Origin of the sequence: Brenneria uluponensis (assembly GCF_032395385.1) — a bacterium.
Classification (GTDB): Bacteria; Pseudomonadota; Gammaproteobacteria; order Enterobacterales; family Enterobacteriaceae; genus Prodigiosinella; species Prodigiosinella aquatilis.
Genome location: NZ_CP135917.1, coordinates 302,591 through 321,211 on the forward strand (window position 1 = coordinate 302,591; position 18,621 = coordinate 321,211).

At 48.6% G+C, this 18,621-nt stretch carries 13 protein-coding genes and 3 pseudogenes; 7 read left to right on the plus strand and 9 right to left on the minus strand.

Annotated features, from left to right (window positions below; all coding sequences use genetic code 11):
* Positions 1-165: 165 nt before the first annotated feature.
* On the plus strand, positions 166-1,269 hold the full coding sequence (asd, locus tag RS889_RS01445; protein ID WP_021013449.1) for an aspartate-semialdehyde dehydrogenase: 1,104 nt from the start codon (positions 166-168) through the stop codon (positions 1,267-1,269).
* A gap of 109 nt (positions 1,270-1,378) precedes the next feature.
* On the opposite strand, the gene RS889_RS01450 is transcribed toward asd, so the two are convergent.
* Positions 1,379-2,440, minus strand: coding sequence for an MBL fold metallo-hydrolase (locus tag RS889_RS01450; RefSeq protein ID WP_315709084.1), 1,062 nt, complete (start codon positions 2,438-2,440; stop codon positions 1,379-1,381).
* Positions 2,441-2,869: 429 nt separating this feature from the next.
* On the opposite strand from RS889_RS01450, the gene nikR reads away from it, so the two are divergent.
* The 5 genes from nikR to opp1C all read left to right on the plus strand — a co-directional run bounded on the left by nikR (position 2,870) and on the right by opp1C (position 7,727).
* Positions 2,870-3,268, plus strand: coding sequence for a nickel-responsive transcriptional regulator NikR (gene nikR, locus RS889_RS01455; protein ID WP_315709085.1), 399 nt, complete (start codon positions 2,870-2,872; stop codon positions 3,266-3,268).
* A 274-nt stretch (positions 3,269-3,542) separates the two neighbouring features.
* Complete coding sequence (locus RS889_RS01460) at positions 3,543-4,331, plus strand: class I SAM-dependent methyltransferase (protein ID WP_315709086.1); 789 nt, start codon at positions 3,543-3,545, stop codon at positions 4,329-4,331.
* A gap of 15 nt (positions 4,332-4,346) precedes the next feature.
* The gene (gene nikA, locus RS889_RS01465; RefSeq protein WP_425475104.1) at positions 4,347-5,933 is read left to right on the plus strand and encodes a nickel ABC transporter substrate-binding protein; all 1,587 of its coding nucleotides are present in this window, start codon (positions 4,347-4,349) and stop codon (positions 5,931-5,933) included.
* Positions 5,934-5,946: 13 nt separating this feature from the next.
* Positions 5,947-6,885: a nickel/cobalt ABC transporter permease gene (gene opp1B, locus RS889_RS01470; protein WP_315709087.1), complete on the plus strand. Its 939-nt coding sequence runs from the start codon at positions 5,947-5,949 to the stop codon at positions 6,883-6,885.
* On the plus strand, positions 6,882-7,727 hold the full coding sequence (gene opp1C, locus RS889_RS01475; protein ID WP_315709088.1) for a nickel/cobalt ABC transporter permease: 846 nt from the start codon (positions 6,882-6,884) through the stop codon (positions 7,725-7,727). The genes opp1B and opp1C overlap by 4 nt, the downstream gene beginning before the upstream one ends.
* A gap of 62 nt (positions 7,728-7,789) precedes the next feature.
* Here opp1C and RS889_RS01480 read toward each other — a convergent pair whose 3' ends face one another.
* The 4 genes and pseudogenes from RS889_RS01480 to RS889_RS01495 form a co-directional block, all read right to left on the minus strand.
* Positions 7,790-8,830 carry an aldo/keto reductase gene (locus RS889_RS01480; RefSeq protein ID WP_315709089.1) on the minus strand — a complete coding sequence of 347 codons (1,041 nt, stop codon included), beginning with the start codon at positions 8,828-8,830 and terminating at the stop codon, positions 7,790-7,792.
* 468 nt (positions 8,831-9,298) lie between these two features.
* Positions 9,299-10,618: an L-cysteine desulfidase family protein gene (locus RS889_RS01485; protein WP_315709090.1), complete on the minus strand. Its 1,320-nt coding sequence runs from the start codon at positions 10,616-10,618 to the stop codon at positions 9,299-9,301.
* 49 nt (positions 10,619-10,667) lie between these two features.
* Positions 10,668-10,874 (minus strand): annotated as a pseudogene (locus tag RS889_RS01490) (hypothetical protein); the annotation flags it as partial.
* 52 nt (positions 10,875-10,926) lie between these two features.
* Entirely contained in the window at positions 10,927-11,952 is a 1,026-nt protein-coding gene (locus tag RS889_RS01495) for an IS630 family transposase (RefSeq protein ID WP_315710871.1), read from the minus strand.
* A gap of 1,003 nt (positions 11,953-12,955) precedes the next feature.
* Here RS889_RS01495 and RS889_RS01500 point away from each other — a divergent pair.
* Entirely contained in the window at positions 12,956-13,795 is an 840-nt protein-coding gene (locus RS889_RS01500) for an AraC family transcriptional regulator (RefSeq protein WP_315709091.1), read from the plus strand.
* Positions 13,796-13,932: 137 nt separating this feature from the next.
* On the opposite strand, the gene RS889_RS01505 is transcribed toward RS889_RS01500, so the two are convergent.
* The 4 genes and pseudogenes from RS889_RS01505 to RS889_RS01520 form a co-directional block, all read right to left on the minus strand.
* Positions 13,933-14,646 (minus strand): LysE family translocator, encoded by a 714-nt coding sequence (locus RS889_RS01505; RefSeq protein ID WP_315709092.1) that lies wholly within the window; start codon positions 14,644-14,646, stop codon positions 13,933-13,935.
* A gap of 595 nt (positions 14,647-15,241) precedes the next feature.
* Positions 15,242-15,622, minus strand: a pseudogene (locus RS889_RS01510) (nucleotidyl transferase AbiEii/AbiGii toxin family protein); the annotation flags it as partial.
* 95 nt (positions 15,623-15,717) lie between these two features.
* Positions 15,718-16,404, minus strand: a pseudogene (locus RS889_RS01515) (type IV toxin-antitoxin system AbiEi family antitoxin domain-containing protein); the annotation flags it as partial.
* A gap of 213 nt (positions 16,405-16,617) precedes the next feature.
* A complete protein-coding gene (locus tag RS889_RS01520; RefSeq protein WP_315709093.1) occupies positions 16,618-18,348 on the minus strand; it encodes a sensor histidine kinase in 1,731 nt (576 codons plus the stop codon).
* Between the last annotated feature and the right edge of the window lie 273 nt (positions 18,349-18,621).

Consider the following 18,621-nt stretch of genomic DNA (forward strand, 5'->3'; position numbering starts at 1 on the left):
GTGACCGTAATATTAGGTCTACTGCTGAAAAACCTTGTGTTATCGAATAAATTCACTTGCGACTTTGTGTACATTTTGTAAGGCTGAATGTCATCACTTTAAACTATGTTTACTGCCGTAACTGGCAGCCAGACTTCTTTTGTCATCCCAAGCAGGACAGTTACCATGAAAAATGTTGGTTTTATTGGCTGGCGCGGCATGGTCGGTTCGGTACTCATGCAGCGCATGGTGGAAGAACGCGATTTTGATGCGATTCGCCCGGTATTTTTTTCCACTTCTCAGCACGGTCAGCCAGCACCGACATTGGGTGGTCAGCAAGGTGTATTGCAGGACGCTTACGATCTGGACACGCTGCGGGCGCTGGATATCGTCATTACCTGTCAAGGCGGCGATTATACCAATGAAGTTTATCCAAAGCTGCGTGAAAGTGGCTGGCAAGGATACTGGATCGACGCCGCATCTTCTCTACGTATGAGTGATGACGCAATTATTATTCTGGATCCCGTTAACCATGGCGTAATTAAGCAAGGTCTGGATAACGGTGTTAAAACCTTTATTGGTGGTAACTGTACTGTCAGTCTGATGTTGATGTCGCTGGGTGGTCTGTTTGCCAACGATTTGGTGGAATGGGTGTCGGTTGCGACTTATCAGGCCGCATCCGGCGGTGGTGCACGTCATATGCGCGAACTGCTGGTGCAGATGGGGCAATTGAACGCTGAAGTGGCTAACGAGCTAAACGATCCGGCGTCCGCGATTCTGGATATCGAACGGAAGGTCACGGCGTTGACGCGTAGTGGATCTCTGCCAGTGGACAATTTCGGTGTACCGCTGGCGGGCAGTCTGATTCCGTGGATTGACAAACAACTGGATAACGGTCAAAGCCGTGAAGAGTGGAAAGGTCAGGCAGAAACCAACAAGATTCTGGGTACTCAGCGTGTGATTCCAGTTGATGGTCTGTGCGTGCGCGTTGGGGCACTGCGTTGCCACAGTCAAGCATTCACCATCAAGCTGAAGAAAGATGTGGCGCTGCCGGAAATCGAACAGATGCTGGCAACGCATAACGACTGGGTGAAAGTGATACCGAATGACCGTGACATCTCCATGCGTGAACTGACACCAGCCGCAGTGACTGGCACGTTGTCTACGCCGGTTGGGCGTCTGCGTAAGCTAAACATGGGGCCACAGTACTTGTCCGCGTTCACCGTGGGTGACCAATTGTTGTGGGGCGCGGCTGAACCACTGCGCCGCATGCTACGTATCCTGCTGTAGTTTCTGTAAAACAGGCGCATTCCCTAGCGAATGCGCCTGTTGCGGCACCCACCCTTACCAATAGGCCGGATTCAGCACTACATTTACCATTTAGCGTTCTGCTTCCGGTTTAAAATTCACACTCTTTTTCCCAGGTAATACGGCCAGACAACCTTTCTTCGATCTGTGAGGCATTATAGGGTGCCACAAATGCGGGTAGAATCTGACTGGCGTTGGTGGTTTTTGCCAGCATCAGTTGATCTTGCAATCGGGGGTGAACGTTCCAGGGTAGCCAGCGCGCTTTTTCCGCTTGCAGCATTGCTAACGCCGGTGTACCACGTGCGATATAACTGCCGAAGATAAAACGGAATGTCTCGGTCTGTTGACTCAGTTCGGCAGAAAGCCCGCTTTTTGCTGTGGCATCACAGCAGATAATCACATCATCCGGCTGGTAAGGCTGTGTGGTTTGCTGGGTCAGCAGTGTGGATAGTCTGTCCTTCACATATCCGGATAATTTCGGCAACTGTAAGGTGATTTCCCGTATGATCTGCGGGCAAAACCGCGGCATGATGCCGGACTCCATTAGATACAGCGCTATTTCTGGCGCACGACCCCAGGCCGGGACTGCAATGACGGCACCTTCCCGTGCCTGTTGTAGCAGAACGGACTTCTGTTCCGGCAACGACTGAGTGCGATCACCATAGGTGGCATCAGTGATCAGTAGCGCTGCCTGCGGAGGCAGATCGAAGGGGAAGACGTTGGATTCGGTACTCCAGTCGCCAGTGTAGGTCATGCCTGTACTTTCATTCAGATGCAGCCAGATACCACCGGGTGAGTGACCACTGCGCCCGGTGATGACGTTCAACGGGCCGATATGTCCGTGCCCGTGTTCCGGCAGGGTATGGCGATCGGTTTCGGCCACTACGGTGGTGGGGATCTGCTGCCAGACCATGGCGGTGGTGTAAACTGGCGGGTTGCCCCACTGGGAACGTAGCACTAGCCCACCACAATGATCTTCATGGGCATGGCTTAGGTAGATGGCATCCGGTGGCGATACATTCTGGATATCGGGCAATATCCCCGATTCTGGACCCATTCCCAGGTCCAGCAGTAAACGAAATCCGTTTACTTCAACCATAAATGCGGCAGGGTGCTTCCCTCCTACGCCACTGATTGCGGTGAGTTTCGGCATTGTGTGTCTCCTTTCACAACAGCATTATACCGGCCAGTACAAATCGCTGGCGGGTAATGTCGGACCCTCAGGGGATTCATCAACACAGTATCTGTGTGGTCAAGAAACGTCAGGTAACCCACCATCACGACAATGCAGACGTTTCCCCCTTAATCTTGAAAGATAATTATCGGCCTGGGGGTTTGAACCTGTGAAGAGACCAACAGAATGGCGATCTGCATCCCGTAGAGTAAACTGAAAAAAGCGATAGTTACACCGGCAATGCATACCGTTGCCAGCAACGAAAGTAAGGTATATCAGGCCTAAATTAGCGGTGTAATATTACAGGATGTTGACATATCGCACCGTATCACTGACGCTGCAACCGAATGGAACATAGAGTATATAATGCGGGCTGGCGGTATTTTTCTTTTCCCTATGAGGATGACAATGCAAAGACTGACGATTTCAATGGACGACCAACTGGCGGAAGACTTTGACGAGCTGATGACACGCAAAGGTTATGCCAATCGTTCGGAAGCGTTTCGGGATATGCTGCGCCGTGAACTGGGGGAAATGACGGTGGCAGCGGATAAAGAAGTACACTGCGTTGCGGTGTTGAGCTACGTTTATGATCATCATGAGCGCCAGCTTTCCAGCCGTCTGGCGGGTATGCAGCATGACCATCATGACCTGACCGTCTCCACCATGCACATCCATCTGAGTCATGATGAATGCGTGGAAACAGTGGTCCTGCGTGGTATGACCTCGCTGGTGGAACAGTTTGCCGAATCGGTGATTGCCCAGACCGGTGTGCGCCATGGCCGTCTTAATCTGATTCCGCTGTAATGCCAGGGCCTGCGATTCCGTTTTTTGCTCTCTGCTGAATATTATCTCTCCGGCTGCATCGTTTTGCGGCCCAAAACACGGTGGTAACGTGCTGCAATATTAAGCCAGATCAAGAAAGTATGATTTTTTATGAAAACTTCATACACTGTAATTAACCCACACCAGACAATCTGTTATAAATCGGCACAGTAGTTTCCCTCTCCCTTTTTGGTATCCCGTCAAGCAGACCGTCATGGGCAGAGGCATTTCCGACCAACATATTACCGATTAAAGGATGATCCGTGTGAGTCAACTTCTCCTTGATAAGGATAACCAGCCGTTGCTGGAGGACGTCCAGCGTTATTGGAGCCATCGTGCTGCCGATTACAGCCAGATTAATGTTGCCGAGCTCGCTAATGCCAAACGAGTCGCCTGGCTGAGTAAAATTACTGAATATGCGCCGAATAAACCGGTGTTGCGGGTGCTGGATATTGGCACCGGGCCGGGTTTTTTCGCGGTTACGCTAGCGCTGGCGGGGCATCAGGTTACGGCGGTGGATATTACGGAAGCGATGCTCGATCAAGCCAGGGACAATGCAGAACATCATGGCGTATCGATCAATTTTGTCCACTCGGATGTGCATAACCTGCCGTTTGACGATGACAGCTTTGATCTGGTGGTTTCTCGTAACGTGACCTGGAATCTGGATGCGCCGCAGTGTGCCTATCAGGAATGGCGGCGGGTGTTGATGCCCGGCGGACGGATGGTGAACTTTGATGCCAACTGGTATCTGCAACTGTTTGATGAGGCCAGCCGTCTGGGGTATCTGGAGGATCGCGCCAATGCCCGTTATCTGGGGCTGGACGATCACTACGTCAACACGGATACCACTGCGATGGAAAACATCGCCCGCCAACTTCCGCTCAGCCGTGAGCGTCGCCCGCAATGGGATACTGCCGCACTGCTGCACTGCGGTTATCACAAAGTGATGCTGGATACCCGCGTTGGCGAAACGCTGTGGGATGAAACGGAGAAAGTGAACTACGCCTCAACGCCACTATTTTTAGTGTGCGCGGAAAAATAAGCCGAAGTGATCACAATGAAACCTGTTCAAAATCTGATCCTGCTGCTGTTTACCGGCTTGATGACGGCGTTTGGTTTGCCTGCGGCGGAATCCCGGCCGGAGAGTACAACCACGCTGCAATACGCCAGTACCAAAGATATTCGTGATATTAACCCGCATCTTTACCGCGGGGAAATGGCTGCGCAGAACATGGTGTTTGAGTCGCTGGTCATTAACACCAACGATGGTGTAAAACCCTGGCTGGCGCAGCGCTGGGACATTTCACCGGATGGTAAGGTTTACACCTTCCATCTGCGCCCGCATGTTATGTTCAGCGACGGTATGCCATTTAATGCGCAAGCGGTGAAACTGAACATTGATGCTGTGCTGGCCAACTACCAGCGGCACGCCTGGCTGGAACTGGTGCAACAGATTGACCATGTGGCGGTTGTGGATGACCTCACGGTGGCGTTATATCTGAAAAATCCCTACTACCCGACGCTGATTGAACTGGGGCTGACACGGCCTTTCCGTTTTATTTCCCCCCGCAGCTTCATCGATGGCCAGACTAAAAAGGGGGTCAGCGGCTATAGTGGTACCGGGCCGTGGCTGTTAACCCAGCATGTGAAAAACCAGTACGCGGTGTTTGCCGTTAACCCGAATTATTGGGGGAGCCGGCCACGCATTTCGCGTGTGGTATGGCGAGTCATTCCCGAACGACAGAGTATGTTGATGGCCCTGAAAAAGGGCGATATTCAGCTTATTTACGGTGCGGATGGCGACATGTTGAACAGTGATAGCTTTATCGCGTTGCAAGCCGCCGGAAAGTTTCATACCGACATCAGTGAACCGGTAGCGTCACGGGCATTAGTGCTCAACAGCAGTCGCCCGATCACGTCGGATCGTCAGGTTCGGATGGCGCTGGAATATGCGGTGAATAAAGAAGCGCTAGCGCAGGGCGTCATGTCGGGCAGTGAAAGCGTAGCGGATACCCTACTGGCGCGTAGTGTGCCATATGCCAATATCCCTGACCTGCCGATCTACCGCTACAATACGGCAAAAGCCAATGCGTTACTGGATACTGCTGGCTGGACATTGCCCCGTGGCGGCAAGGTGCGCCAGAAACAGGGTAAAACGCTGCAACTGCTTTTTTCCTATAACAGCAACAATGCTGGCGAACGGGATATCGCCGAGATGGTGCAGAGTGATTTTCGGCAGGTTGGCGTGGATCTGGTGTTATTGGGTGAGGAAAAACAGGCCTATCTGGACCGCCAGAAATCCGGTGATTTTGATATTCAATACTCGTTATCTTGGGGAAAACCTTACGATCCGCAATCTTACGTCTCTTCTTTTCGCATTCCGGCTCACGCCGATTATCAGGGGCAAAAAGGCTTGCCAGACAAGGCCGACATCGACCGTATGATCGGCGAGGTGCTGATTGCGCATAATGAAGTGACTCGCAAATCACTGTACCGACAGATTTTGACGACACTGGCGAATGAATGTGTGTATATCCCGCTGACCTACTCGCGGACCAAAGCGGTGTTCAGCCCACGTCTGCAAGGGGTTTCATTCAATCCCTCTCAGTACGAAATCCCGTTTGAAAAGATGTTTTTCCGCTGATTACGGGTGGTGGATGACGCGTTATCTGTTAACCCGGTTTTGCATGATGGTGCCACTGATATTGGTGATCTCCCTGATCGCTTTTACACTGATCCGTCTTTCGCCTTCTGACCCCGCCGAGGTTGCTTTGCGGGTGAATGCCATTGTCCCTACCGATGCCGCCATCGCTGCCATGCACCATGAGTTGGGTCTGGACAAACCGTTCTGGCAACAATATCTGTCCTGGCTAAAACAGAGTCTGCATCTCAATTTTGGCACTTCGTTTGTAACCCGCGATGGCGTCTGGCAGGAGCTGATGTTGGCGTTGCCTGCAACATTGCGGCTGGCTGGCGCGGCACTGGGCATGATTCTGGTTGGATCACTGTCGTTGGCGATGTTATGTGTTGTCCGTGTCGGACGCTGGCCGGATAAGGTGTTGCGCACCTTGTTATTCCTGCTGACTGCCATGCCGAATTACTGGACAGGGTTGCTGCTGCTCTGGCTGGTGGCGTTAAAATTGGACTGGCTGCCTGTGGGCGGGATGACTGAGTTCGGCGCGGTGATTCTGCCAGCGTTGACGCTGGCGCTGGGTTATCTCGGCACCTATGTGCGATTACTGCGCAATAACATGCTGAGTCATCTCAACCAACCTTATGTGACATATGCCAAAGCGCGCGGTTTGTCTCAGCGTCGTATCCTGTGGCGGCATGTGTTGGTGAATGCGCTGTATTCGCCGTTGGTGGCGTTGGGAATGAGTATTCCCAAACTGATTGCCGGTACACTGGTGATAGAAAATATTTTTTCCTGGCCCGGACTGGGGCGATTGTGTGTCACCGCCATTTTCAATCGCGACTATCCAGTGATTCAGGCTTACATCCTGTTGATGGCATTGTTGTTTGTGGTCGGTAATTTCCTGATCGATGTGCTGCAATTGTGGCTGGACCCACGGTTACGTCAGGGGGTGACGCGATGATCAGACGGTTGTGGCAGATATTAAAAGCGGATTGTCTGGTGCAATTAAGTCTGTCTCTTCTGCTGTTGGTCTTGCTGACCGGCGTGCTGGCACCCTGGATCGCGCCACATGATCCACTGTTAGTGTCGTGGCGTGATAAATACCAGGGCATCAGCATGAACCATCTGTTGGGGGCCGATCATCTGGGCCGTGATGTGTTGTCGCGTCTGTTGTTCGGTATCCGCAGTACGGTATTTGTGTCGCTGCTGGCAATGAGTGTCACGCTGTTGGTCGGCATGGTCATTGGCGTATTGGCAGGATATTGTCGGGGCCGCGTGGATGCGCTGTTGATGCGTTTGTGTGATGTGATACTGGCTTTCCCAGCGGAAGTGATGATTTTTGCATTGGTAGGGATGATGGGGCCGGGGTTAGGCAATATCCTGCTGGCGGTATTGCTGGTGAAATGGGCGTGGTATGCCCGCATGATTCGCGGCATCGTGCTGCAATACAGCAGCGGCCATTATATTCATTACGCCCGGCTGATTGGTGGCTCACCGCGCTATATCGTACTGCGGCATCTATTGCCAGTAACGGCGGCAGAAATGGCTCTGCTGGCGACCACCGACAGTGGTGCGGTCATTCTGATGCTTTCCGCACTTTCATTTCTTGGCCTGGGTGTTCAGCCCCCGACACCAGAGTGGGGCGCGATGCTGGGTGAGGCCAAAAACGTGATGATGACGCACCCGGAGCAGATGTTGCCCGCCGGGATTGCCATCGTGTTGGTTGTGGCCGCGTTTAACTATCTGGGTGATTTTTTGCGCGATGTACTGGATGTCACCCATGATTCAGGCAAGAGGGAATAACTGAGGGAAAGGCACTCACCCTGAGTATCCGATGTTAAACGTAAGAGATGTCTTCAGCCCTGTTATTTGTCTGACGACGCTTGCCATAGATTCAGTTGTCCGTCTGCTACATGCTTATCGATAATGGCGAGTTCTTCCGCGCTAAAACACAGATTTTCCAGTGTGTTCACGTTTTCTTCCAGTTGCTCTGGGTGGCTCGCGCCAATTAATACCGACGTCACGCGGTTGTCCTTAAGCAGCCAACTCAACGCCATTTGCGCCATACTTTGGCCGCGCTGCTGCGCCATATCGTTAAGCAGACGCAAACTGTTAAGGTTGGCCTCTGAAAGCATCTTTTCCGTCAGGCCACGCGCTTTTTTTCCTTCGACCTGCATACGTGAACCATCGGGAATGCCGTTGAGGTATTTCCCGGTTAATAGACCCTGCGCCAGTGGAGTAAAGGCGATGCAGCCCACACCGTTATCTTCAAGCGTGTCCAGCAAGCCACTCTTATCCACCCAACGGTTAAGCAGATTGTAGGAAGGCTGGTGGATAAGCAGTGGGATTTTCCACTCACGTAGTAACTCCGCCATCTTTTGAGTACGCTCCGGCGAGTAGGAAGAGATGCCAACGTACAGTGCCTTGCCGCATTGCACGGCCTGAGCGAGTGCAGCGGCGGTTTCTTCCAGCGGTGTGTTTTCATCCACGCGATGGGAATAGAAAATATCGACGTACTCAAGTCCCATACGTTTCAGACTTTGATCAAGGCTTGAGAGCAGGTATTTCCGTGAGCCGCCCGAACCATACGGCCCTGGCCACATATCGTATCCCGCTTTGGTGGAAATCAGTAGTTCGTCGCGATAGCCCGCGAAATCCGCTTTTAGCAGACGCCCAAAATTTTCTTCGGCGGACCCTGATGGCGGACCGTAGTTATTAGCGAGATCAAAATGGGTGATGCCCAGATCGAAGGCTTTACGTAGCAGTGCGCGCTGTGACTCAAGGGCGTTGACGTGGCCAAAACTGTGCCATAGGCCTAGGGATAGCGCGGGAATTTTAAGGCCGCTACGCCCACAGTAGCGATATTGCATGGATTCATAGCGTGACGGGTTGGCCTGATACGGCATGTTGCCTCCTTATCCTTATTAGCTAAGTAATTTGAAACGCTGTTTTTATTGCCATGTTGACATTATTAGCTACGGGTGGGGAGCCTGAAAGGTTAATGTGGATCACAGAATGAAAAGAAAGGATGGGGGACGGAAAAACAGGTTTCCCCGCTCTGACAGAAAACTAGTGGTTTGTTTTGCGTAGTTCGATGACCGGGACATCACCGCTCCCCGGTTATCGGTCTCAACGTTATCGATAACCACGATGGCGATTTCAATATTTACATAGGGCATATGAACCATATGGTCAAACAGCAAGGGAATCGTGCTTAGATAAACGAGCGCGAAAAATTGAAGATAACGACATAACCAGCGAGGTGGTGCCCATGAACGTTGCGCCCAAACAGTCATGCCAGAGATGGCGTTCGACGCCGAGCGCAGGTTCGTCAGTAGCCTGATACATAGCTTATGACAGTTATTCCCGGTGCGCTAGGCATAGGCTTTTCTTACCATAATATCAATGACTTGAGTGTCTATTCGCTGCATTGAACCACAGGCTAACGCACACAGGTTGGCAATTGATTTATCCACATCACCAGCCACAATCCCTTCGTTGCCACTCACGCCACTGCGATCCAGCGCCATCAATACCGCCTTATAAGCCGCCGTCGCACTGGTAGACACTTTCATGGCGCAACTGTTGGCGGCACCGTCGCATATGATCCCACTAATATCGCCAATCATGCTGCTAATTGCCATAGCGACCAGCTCGTAGCGTGGCTCCAATAGCCAAGACATCCCGGCTGCCGCACCCATTGATGCTGTAGTAGCAGCACATAATGCTGACAAGGTTGGTAACTGACTATGAATATAAATCGCCATCAAATGTGACAAGGTTAACGCTCTGGCTAATTTTTCTTCGCTTACGCCCAGATATTCCGCCACCACCACCACTGGCATTGTCGCTGCGATACCCTGATTGCCGGAACCTGAATTGCTCATTGCTGGCAATAGCGCGCCGCCCATCCGTGCGTCAGAGGCAGAAGCGGTGCGGATCATGATATCGGACAGCAGGTCTTTAACCAGTAAGCCGCGTTCACGCTGCCGGGATAAAGTGGTGCCAATATGCAAGCCATAATTACGGCTCAGTCCCTCGCTGGACAAGTTCTCGTTCAGTTTGGCCGCTTGTAAAATAAACGCGATCTGCTCAAAGGGGACCTCAGTCGCAAACTGGTAAATCTGTTGCGCTGTGGCCTGTTTCAGACAATAACCCTGTTGGTATGTCTCGGCATTGATAGATGACGCCGTTTCTGTCGTCGCATCAAAAAGCACGTCGTCATTCTTCACGATTCTTATCACACGGGTATGATTCCCGGTAATGGTGACAGCAACCCATTCATCGCCGTGATGAACCCGCGATTCTACAAACAGGATTTCATCCCCGGCCTGCATCCCAATATTTACTCTCCCTTGTGATAGCATCGCTTTGGCTGCCACCACCTGTTCCTGCGTAACCTGTTTAAGCACTTCCAACCCGGCTGTCGGGTTCCCTCCCAATGCACCAACTGCAGCCGCTATTGGTAATCCGACCATTCCAGTACCTGGAACCATTACCCCCATCCCATTCTTCATCAGGTTTGGCGAGACCCGTGCTTCGATGCGTTCTACCGTGCCGGATAAATAGGAGGTAGCTATGGCGGATGCCAGCGCTAATGAGATGGGCTCAGTACAGCCTATCGCAGGTTTAACTTCCTGGATTAGCGCCCGGATAAATTCGTCCCACACTGCTGAATGACTAACATGACTCATAATTAATACCTTTAAACCGTGACAGCAGGTAGTAGCCGATGCCGTTAATTTATGAAAATGTCGGGAATGGAAAAATACAAAGTAATAAGCCGGTAATAAAGATTATCATCAGCGAAGTACCTGGGTATTTATGCTGCGCCAGTACTTTGTAAACCAAACCAGTGAAAATTGAACAATCTATCAAACCAACTATCGGGTCACAGATTGAGGTAAAACATAGAACCGGAGCATTTAGAATAATGGTGCTCCACGTTAAAGCACCACGCAGACCATAATACTGTTTTTAACCCACTTATACCCAATAAACCTCAAGATGCAGATTTCAGTACCTGAAAACGGTCATTAATTCGGGACGTCAGAGAACCCGCCATGTCCGGTAGCGTATCGCTGAAAAATTCAGATATTGCATCCCTGAACTCCCTGCTACTGCTGAAGTAGCGATTATTCCGGGCATGTTCGTTCATTAATTTCCACATTCGTTCTATCGGATTCAGGTTCGGACTGTACGGCGGGAGATAATGAAGTTTTATATTTACCACCTCCGCCCACTCTTTCACTAACTGTGAACGGTGATAACCTGCACCATCCAGAATAACATGAACTTTCTGGCCATAATCAGGATAAACCTTACGTATCTCATTGAAAAAACGAGATACATTGTATTCATTAATCGTTTTATATTCGCAGATTAGCGGGTGTTCCGGGGCCTTCAGATTCAGCGCCCCCATGATGTTCAGCCGTGTACGACTTCCCGTTGTTTTTACCGCTTTTCTCTGGCCTTTGCGTATCCAGCCATAACTGATTTTAGTGGCCTGAGTAGGATGGACAGCATCAATAAAAAGAACCGGTTCATCACCCGCAGTTGCTTTCAGTTCCTCATAATATTCAATGAATTGTTTTTGTTTCTCTTCACTAAATTTATGGGGAACACCTGACGGTTTTTTGTAGGTAAAGCCGTTACGGTGCAGCCACTTATTCATTCCCGGAACGCTGAAAACGATGTTCCATGTCCGGGCGACAAACGCGACAATATCACGGGTCTGATGAAATACGTTATCAGATAACTGGCTGATTAAAGAGGCTGTTTTTTCAGCACTGAGTTTACTGTCTGAACCGCCATTCTCTGGTTTCAGTTTCCCTTTATTCAGAAACTCGCTGATATGATGGTCAACGGTTGTCTGATGCAGCCGCAAAGCCTGAGCGATCATGGCCGAACTCCAGCCTTCGGAAGCCAGAAGAATGGCTTTAATACGATCGCAAACACGTTTATCACGACTGGAATCGTGAAGGCGCTCAAGTTCAGCTTTTTGTTGGTCAGTGATGAATATTTTCATGGTGAACAGCATGATCTTCTGTTGCCTGAAAATCAAGCATCTTCAATGATCAGGGGTATATAACTATGTGCATCATACGACGCGGAATGCGCATTATAATGCCTTGGCCGGCTTTGCTACGCCGGAATAAACCCCAAACATCTGATTAGTCGGTTTCATTGTTATTGACATGTACAGAGTTTGTTATTTGATATTTATGTCTAATAAGACAATCAATTTATTTATTCTTGCTTCTATCAACCGTCCGGTAATTTTATCTTCCCTATAATATTACGCCGTGGCGTAGAGAATATTTTTTTAATATTACCGGCTATTTAGGGGGGGCGTAGAAAATTATTCTATATAAAGCGGTTTATCCTGTATCCGTTTCTAACGATAATTCTAAAACAGGGGATGTTATTCCCACCACGGAGGGTTAGGCGGATTTTTTCTCGCCGTCAAAACTGCACGTTTCGGCTTTATGCGGTAACGTCAATGGCACGTGTACTTCCAGGCAGGGGAATTTCTTCGGCTTACTGACCACGGTGTGCTTAACGTTTTATTCAAAAAAGAGTCCCGTTGCTTTGCATGCATCAGTCGCTAACTCTTGAGCCTCACCATCTCGCCTGTTTGTTGCTGTCAAATAGGCTTGTATGTGCGCTTCAACTTCCTGCCCAAGGGGCAGCATTGAATAAAAATACTTAAAGGGCCTGATATGGCAGCCCTTCTCTGGCTAACACATGACAACCTTAGTAAGATTATTATGAATGACCACTACAAGCTTGAGCCGAAAGATTTTTCCAAAGTATGAATTGGGGACTACATGGGAAACGCTTTACGCGCGAAGGCCTATGTGTGTAACAAGAGCGAGATGGACTACGATCGGAAAAAACGACAACGTATTCTGGGTTACATGAGCAAGATGGTTCCGCATCTGGCTTAATGGTGGGCCCATTTACCTCGGTCTCAGTACCAGAAAATTATTGGTTTTCTGCAATGTGCCCAAAGTACATGAGGGAATGAGATGGTTGAACTATCTACCGGGAAAGATTGGGTTTACAGGGCTCCAGAGTCGGGTAAGCTGGAAAGAATTGAAGCCTATTTTTCAAATCATGGCTACGATCCGCATCGCCATGATACCTTTGCTATCGGCAGAACCTTATCCGGTGTTCAAAGTTTTCATTACCGCGGCGCCATGCAACATAGTCTGCCAGGTAATACAATCGTCCTCTATCCTGATGAGGAGCACGACGGCCAAGCTGGAACGCAGGAAGGCTTCCGCTATCGTATGATTTATGTTGAACCAGCCCTGATACAACAGATCCTCAAAGGTAAGCCACTTCCTTTCATCAAGAATGGGATTACCACCGACCCTCGACTTTTTCAGGCAACCAATACGCTACTGCAACAGATGGATTGCCAAATCAACCCAATGGAAGAGGATGATGCCCTTTACGATCTTGCCATTGCATTAAGCGAGACGGTAGGGCAGTCGATAACAAACAATAAATCATTTGATTATCTCGCGGCAGAACGTGCCAGAGAATATATTAACGTCTCACTGGATAGAAACATCACATTAGATGAACTTGCGGAGCAAGCAGGACGCGACCGCTGGAGTTTATCTCGTGATTTCCGATTGCTTTTTGGGACCAGCCCCCACCGTTATATAACGATGCGCAGACTGGATATTGTGAAGTCCTGTTTAATGCAAGGGGAACCGATTATCGACGCGGCTATGATCGCGGGGTTCTTTGATCAGAGCCATATGTCACGACACTTTACCAAAACATTCGGTTTGACACCGTTTCGCTGGAAATCTATTCATAGCAAAAACACCAAGCGAAGCGGCACAAAAATTTAGCGCCTTTCAGATATTCTGACTGGGTACCAGTATCTAAATTATTATCTGACGTTCAATATCATTTGAAATGTGTGCCACAGGCATAATTTCCCAACCTGAGTACCCAAGAGAATTAGCGGATAACATAATGATCTTCCTTACATTAAATTGACACCAATTAAGAAATCGTATGCCATAAATACACCAGCAGATATCAACATCAGCCCCATCAATCTATTCAGTCTATTAAACCATTTTTCATTAGTGATTCTTTCTCCGAGCACGGATCCGATAAAAGAATAAATACCTGGTGCGCCCGCGCCGCCTACAGAAATTAAAGCCGAAACCGTTAGGATCATACTTCCGGTGATATGAGAAGAAGGATACATCACTGTAGTTATTGGTAACACAACAAGCATTCCCTTGGGATTTAATGCCTGAATAAAAAAACCATTCCAGAAAGTAAGATTATTTCTTCTCGTAGCCTCTTTCGAACCATTTATCCCTACATAAGAGGTCATCATTTTTAACGCCAAATAAAATGTATAGATTGCACCGGCTAAAGCAATATAGGGTAAATAACGATGAGAAATCACTGCTTCTCCAGTGTAACCAAACAGCAGGAAAAGAGTAAACATTGCGAAACCTACGCCAATAAAAAAACCGACTGTTTTTTTGAAATTGCCGGTTAGTCCAGCATTCAAACCCATAAAATTAACGGGACCGGGGCTGTACATTACACTGACAGCATAGAGAAAGATCTCCATCATAACTCCTGTTTGCTCTGTAACACTGATGCCAACAGTGTTTAACACGTTGAGATATTCAACTTCATGAATATTATCTGTAGATTGAATAATGCCTTTTGCCATAAATAAAAATATTTAAATACCGTGACAATGCCTTTTCGCTCCAAGACGCGGAACATTGACTCAGGGGGATACAACGCCGTTCATTCTCTAAGAATAAGCGCAGCTAAAATCCCCAATTTTTCTGTTACAAAACCAAAAGTTGAATAAACTGAGGGCGATATGCAACAACATTAACTGTGGTTTCAACGTATTCAGCTATACCAAATACCACAGAACATTCCCCATCTTAATCAGGGGAATCGATCACCGTCATCAGGTTGAAGAAACGATAATTCAGATGCTATTCATTTTTATTGTACGTTTGTGCAATATCTGGGGGCAGGTTAAGTCTGGGCCTTTTATTTAAACAAAAATAGTTATTTATCATATGATTGGCTATTTCATACGGACGCATTTAATGTTACTTATCACCCAAGTGCTGATAAATAAATATTATTTATATAAAACCAGTAAAAACGACGCTTTAACCTACACTTTTATAACAATTTGATTTATCTGTTGTTACTACGCTGCTGTGCTTTGATAGATTAGTGCATGTGGTTTACAAATCACCATGTAGTGATACCCAGGGTGAATGTATAGATTAAATGATAAACTACTCTATCCACTCGGCAAGAACTGTCTCAAGCTTCGCCAACGCCTGAATATGTTTATCTTTTGGTATCCGACCAATATTTCGTAACTTCCACCTAACCGCTGGTAGATGCTGAATCTGGTCTTCAGGAGCGAGATTCCAGTCCGGCTCACCACGTTTGAAAGACATCAGAAAATCATAATCCCGCTGCGTGAATTGTGCTTTGAGAGCAGTAACCATTAATTTGGGTATCGCATTGAGTTCTTCCAGAGAGATCGCATCGAATGTCATCCCATTAAATTCATTTGCATATGGTAGAGAAATATCTTTCCAGCGGGGATTTAGTACCTCTGATAATGGGCGCGGGTGTCCCAGTAGATAGGTGATGAAACCATTAATAAGGTGAATGCTTATCCATGCGAGATCCCTTTGCTAACAAAACTCTTTGGAACAGTGATCTGATATTTTGGGTCCAGCTTGCCACCAGATACGATCTACCGTTTCCCAGCCCCCAAGTTAATGTTGGCTTTATCTATTCGCTTAACCCATGCATGAGCATAGTGATCGGCCAGAAACAGGTAAAGCCGGTTAGTTTGCACTGCTCGACTGGACTGTAACAACAATTCGACTTTACGCGGACTCAGGTTTACCAGCCCCTGAAACAGCTCCGCAGCGTGCTCAAATGAAAGTGAACCAGGGACTGCATTAGCAATCTCGTAAGCGGCTAATTCCGACACACTCGCTTTCAAACGCCCTCCTTTAATTTCAACCTCTGTCAGATATTTTTCGTCATGCATATTGAGCTTCTGGTTAGAAAGTAAAAACCACTCGACATTGGGAAATTCTTTGAACCACTTTGGCAATGAGGCTTTATCTTCTACGCAAAGCCAAATCGCCTGGCGTGTTAAGTGAAGATAATGAGAGCGTCCCTGATAGGTCAGGCTAGTAAGCCCCGCCAGATGAACAGAAATCCCAAGCTGATTTTGGAGGCATAGGACGGCATCACTCCACTGAGGGTCGCGCCCACTCCGCACGTATACCCCGGCACGTAGCTTTTGTAACCAGTCGCTGTGCATATACTTATTAGCTAAAGAAGGGCTGATGCCATTTTTTGTCAGCCAGGACTGTAATATCAAGGAACCTGGCGCAGTTTTCTGCAAAAGCCAGTTTAACTTTGATGACATAGATTCACCCATGGTTTAACAATATAATAAATAATAAACTACTGAGTTGATAATATGTCAATAGTGGGAGAAGTCAGTCCAACTTGATCTCTTTTTTATGGAGAAGAAGGGCCGAAAACTTTACTTTACGTCGGTACTGAACAACGGGAAGAGATCAATTCATTATCTACCGATGGCCCCAAAACAGGGAGATGTTATTTCCACCACCGATGATTAGGCGGATTTTTTTTCGTTGTCAAAACCACACGTTTCGACTTTATCCGGTAACGTCAATGGCACGCGTACTTCCACACGGGTGAATTGCTCCGGCTCACTGACCACGGTGATGCCATAGTGATGGCCGTAACGCGCTTTGATACGGCGGTCCACCAGATTCATGCCCAATCCATCGCCGCCGCTGCGTGGCTGATAGGTACCGGCATTGTCTTCTACTGTCAATTCCAGCGTGTTGGCGTGTAATCGTCCCCGGATGCAGATATGGCCGCTTTCCAGCATCTGGGAGGTCCCATGTTTGATGGCATTTTCTACGATGGGTTGCAGTGAGAATGCGGGTAGCCGTGCTTCCAGCAGTGATTCCGGCAACGAAATATCTACTGTCAGATGATCGGCGAAGCGCGCTTTTTCAATATCCAGATAGGCGTTGACGTGCTCCATCTCATCACTTAGCGATACCTCATCATTGCTGCGCTTGAGGTTTTTGCGAAAGAAGGTCGACAGCGATAGCACCAGATGGCGGGCATAGTCTGGATTGCGGCGAATGACCGCTGAAAGCGTATTCAGCGCATTGAACAGAAAATGAGGGTTGACCTGTGCATGGAGCAATTTTATTTCGGATTGCACCAGTAACTGTTTTTGTTGTTCAAAGCGGCCAGCCAGAATCTGTGCGGACAGCAGATGTGCAATCCCTTCGCCCAGTGTGCGGTTAATGCTGGAAAACAGCTTGTTCTTCGGCTCGTACAGTTTGATAGTGCCAATCACCCGTTGCTCCTCTCCACGCAACGGGATGACCAGCGTTGAACCCAGCTTACAGTGGGGGGAAATGGAGCAGGTATAGGGCACCGCATTGCCATCGGCGTAGACCACCTGGTTATTATCAATCGCCCGGTGAGTGTGAGGTGAAGTAATGCGCGAACCAACTTTATGGTGATCATCCCCCAGCCCGATAAATGCCAACAGTTTTTCCCGGTCGGTGATAGCCACGGCACCGACGCCCAGCTCTTCATACAGAATGCGGGCCACACGCATACTGTTTTGTTGATTGAATCCCTGTCTCAACGCTCCTTCGGCCCGTGCCGCGATTTGCAAAGCTTTGGCGGAGAATGCGGAGGTATACTTCTCGAAGATCGCTCGTCGATCGAGCAGAATGCGCATAAACATAGCGGCACCGATGCTGTTGGTGATCATCATTGGCAACGCAATGTCCTTGACCAGTTCCAGTGCCTGGTCAAACGGACGAGCCACCAGCAGGATGATGAGCATCTGTAATATTTCGGCGACCAGTGTAGTGAGCGCCACGACCAATGGCTGGAACAGTTGATCGATACGGTTACGCCGGGCCAGGCTGCGATGGAGCAGGCCACCGACCAGACCTTCCACAATAGTAGAAAGCATACAGGCCAATGCAGTCATGCCGCCCATGGAATAGCGGTGCAGCCCACCGGTTAGGCCCACCAGAAACCCTACTGATGGGCCGCCCAGGACGCCACCCAGTACGGCACCGATAGCCCGGGTATTGGCAATGGAGTCATCAATATGCAGACCAAAGTACGTACCCATGATGCAGAACATCGAAAAAGTCAGGTAGCACACCAGCTTGTGTGGCAGACGAATAGTGATCTGCATGAGTGGAATGAACAACGGGGTCTTGCTGAGCAGATAGGCAATAACCAGATAAACACACATTTGCTGTAAGAGGGAAAGAATAAGATCGATTTGGCTAACCATGATGGAACGTACCTCACTAATCGGTGCCTGTCGATTTTACGCTTTTAATGTGGCGCGTGACATTTGCATGATCAATGTTCAGTAAAATGATGATTCATAATTTATTCCTATAATATTTCGATGCAAAAGTTTAGCTATTTCTTAAATATTTTTTGGTTTCTTGACTAAGCTAATTTAAGGCTAACTTGATAAACGTACTTTTTTGTATCAGGTATTGCCGCGATCAGTAATAACCCATCAGGTTAGCCATATTTTTTATAGGGTTAGGTTAAT

What these genes read in the sequence shown, in the direction of transcription:
- RS889_RS01485 (WP_315709090.1), bottom strand. Translation starts at nt 10,618, where the DNA reads ATGAGTCATGTTAGTCATTCAGCAGTGTGGGACGAATTTATCCGGGCG.
- RS889_RS01450 (WP_315709084.1), bottom strand. Translation starts at nt 2,440, where the DNA reads ATGCCGAAACTCACCGCAATCAGTGGCGTAGGAGGGAAGCACCCTGCC.
- asd (WP_021013449.1), top strand. Translation starts at nt 166, where the DNA reads ATGAAAAATGTTGGTTTTATTGGCTGGCGCGGCATGGTCGGTTCGGTA.
- nikA (WP_425475104.1), top strand. Translation starts at nt 4,347, where the DNA reads ATGAAACCTGTTCAAAATCTGATCCTGCTGCTGTTTACCGGCTTGATG.
- RS889_RS01505 (WP_315709092.1), bottom strand. Translation starts at nt 14,646, where the DNA reads ATGGCAAAAGGCATTATTCAATCTACAGATAATATTCATGAAGTTGAA.
- RS889_RS01460 (WP_315709086.1), top strand. Translation starts at nt 3,543, where the DNA reads ATGATCCGTGTGAGTCAACTTCTCCTTGATAAGGATAACCAGCCGTTG.
- RS889_RS01480 (WP_315709089.1), bottom strand. Translation starts at nt 8,830, where the DNA reads ATGCCGTATCAGGCCAACCCGTCACGCTATGAATCCATGCAATATCGC.
- RS889_RS01495 (WP_315710871.1), bottom strand. Translation starts at nt 11,952, where the DNA reads ATGAAAATATTCATCACTGACCAACAAAAAGCTGAACTTGAGCGCCTT.
- opp1C (WP_315709088.1), top strand. Translation starts at nt 6,882, where the DNA reads ATGATCAGACGGTTGTGGCAGATATTAAAAGCGGATTGTCTGGTGCAA.
- RS889_RS01520 (WP_315709093.1), bottom strand. Translation starts at nt 18,348, where the DNA reads ATGGTTAGCCAAATCGATCTTATTCTTTCCCTCTTACAGCAAATGTGT.
- RS889_RS01500 (WP_315709091.1), top strand. Translation starts at nt 12,956, where the DNA reads ATGGTTGAACTATCTACCGGGAAAGATTGGGTTTACAGGGCTCCAGAG.
- opp1B (WP_315709087.1), top strand. Translation starts at nt 5,947, where the DNA reads ATGACGCGTTATCTGTTAACCCGGTTTTGCATGATGGTGCCACTGATA.
- nikR (WP_315709085.1), top strand. Translation starts at nt 2,870, where the DNA reads ATGCAAAGACTGACGATTTCAATGGACGACCAACTGGCGGAAGACTTT.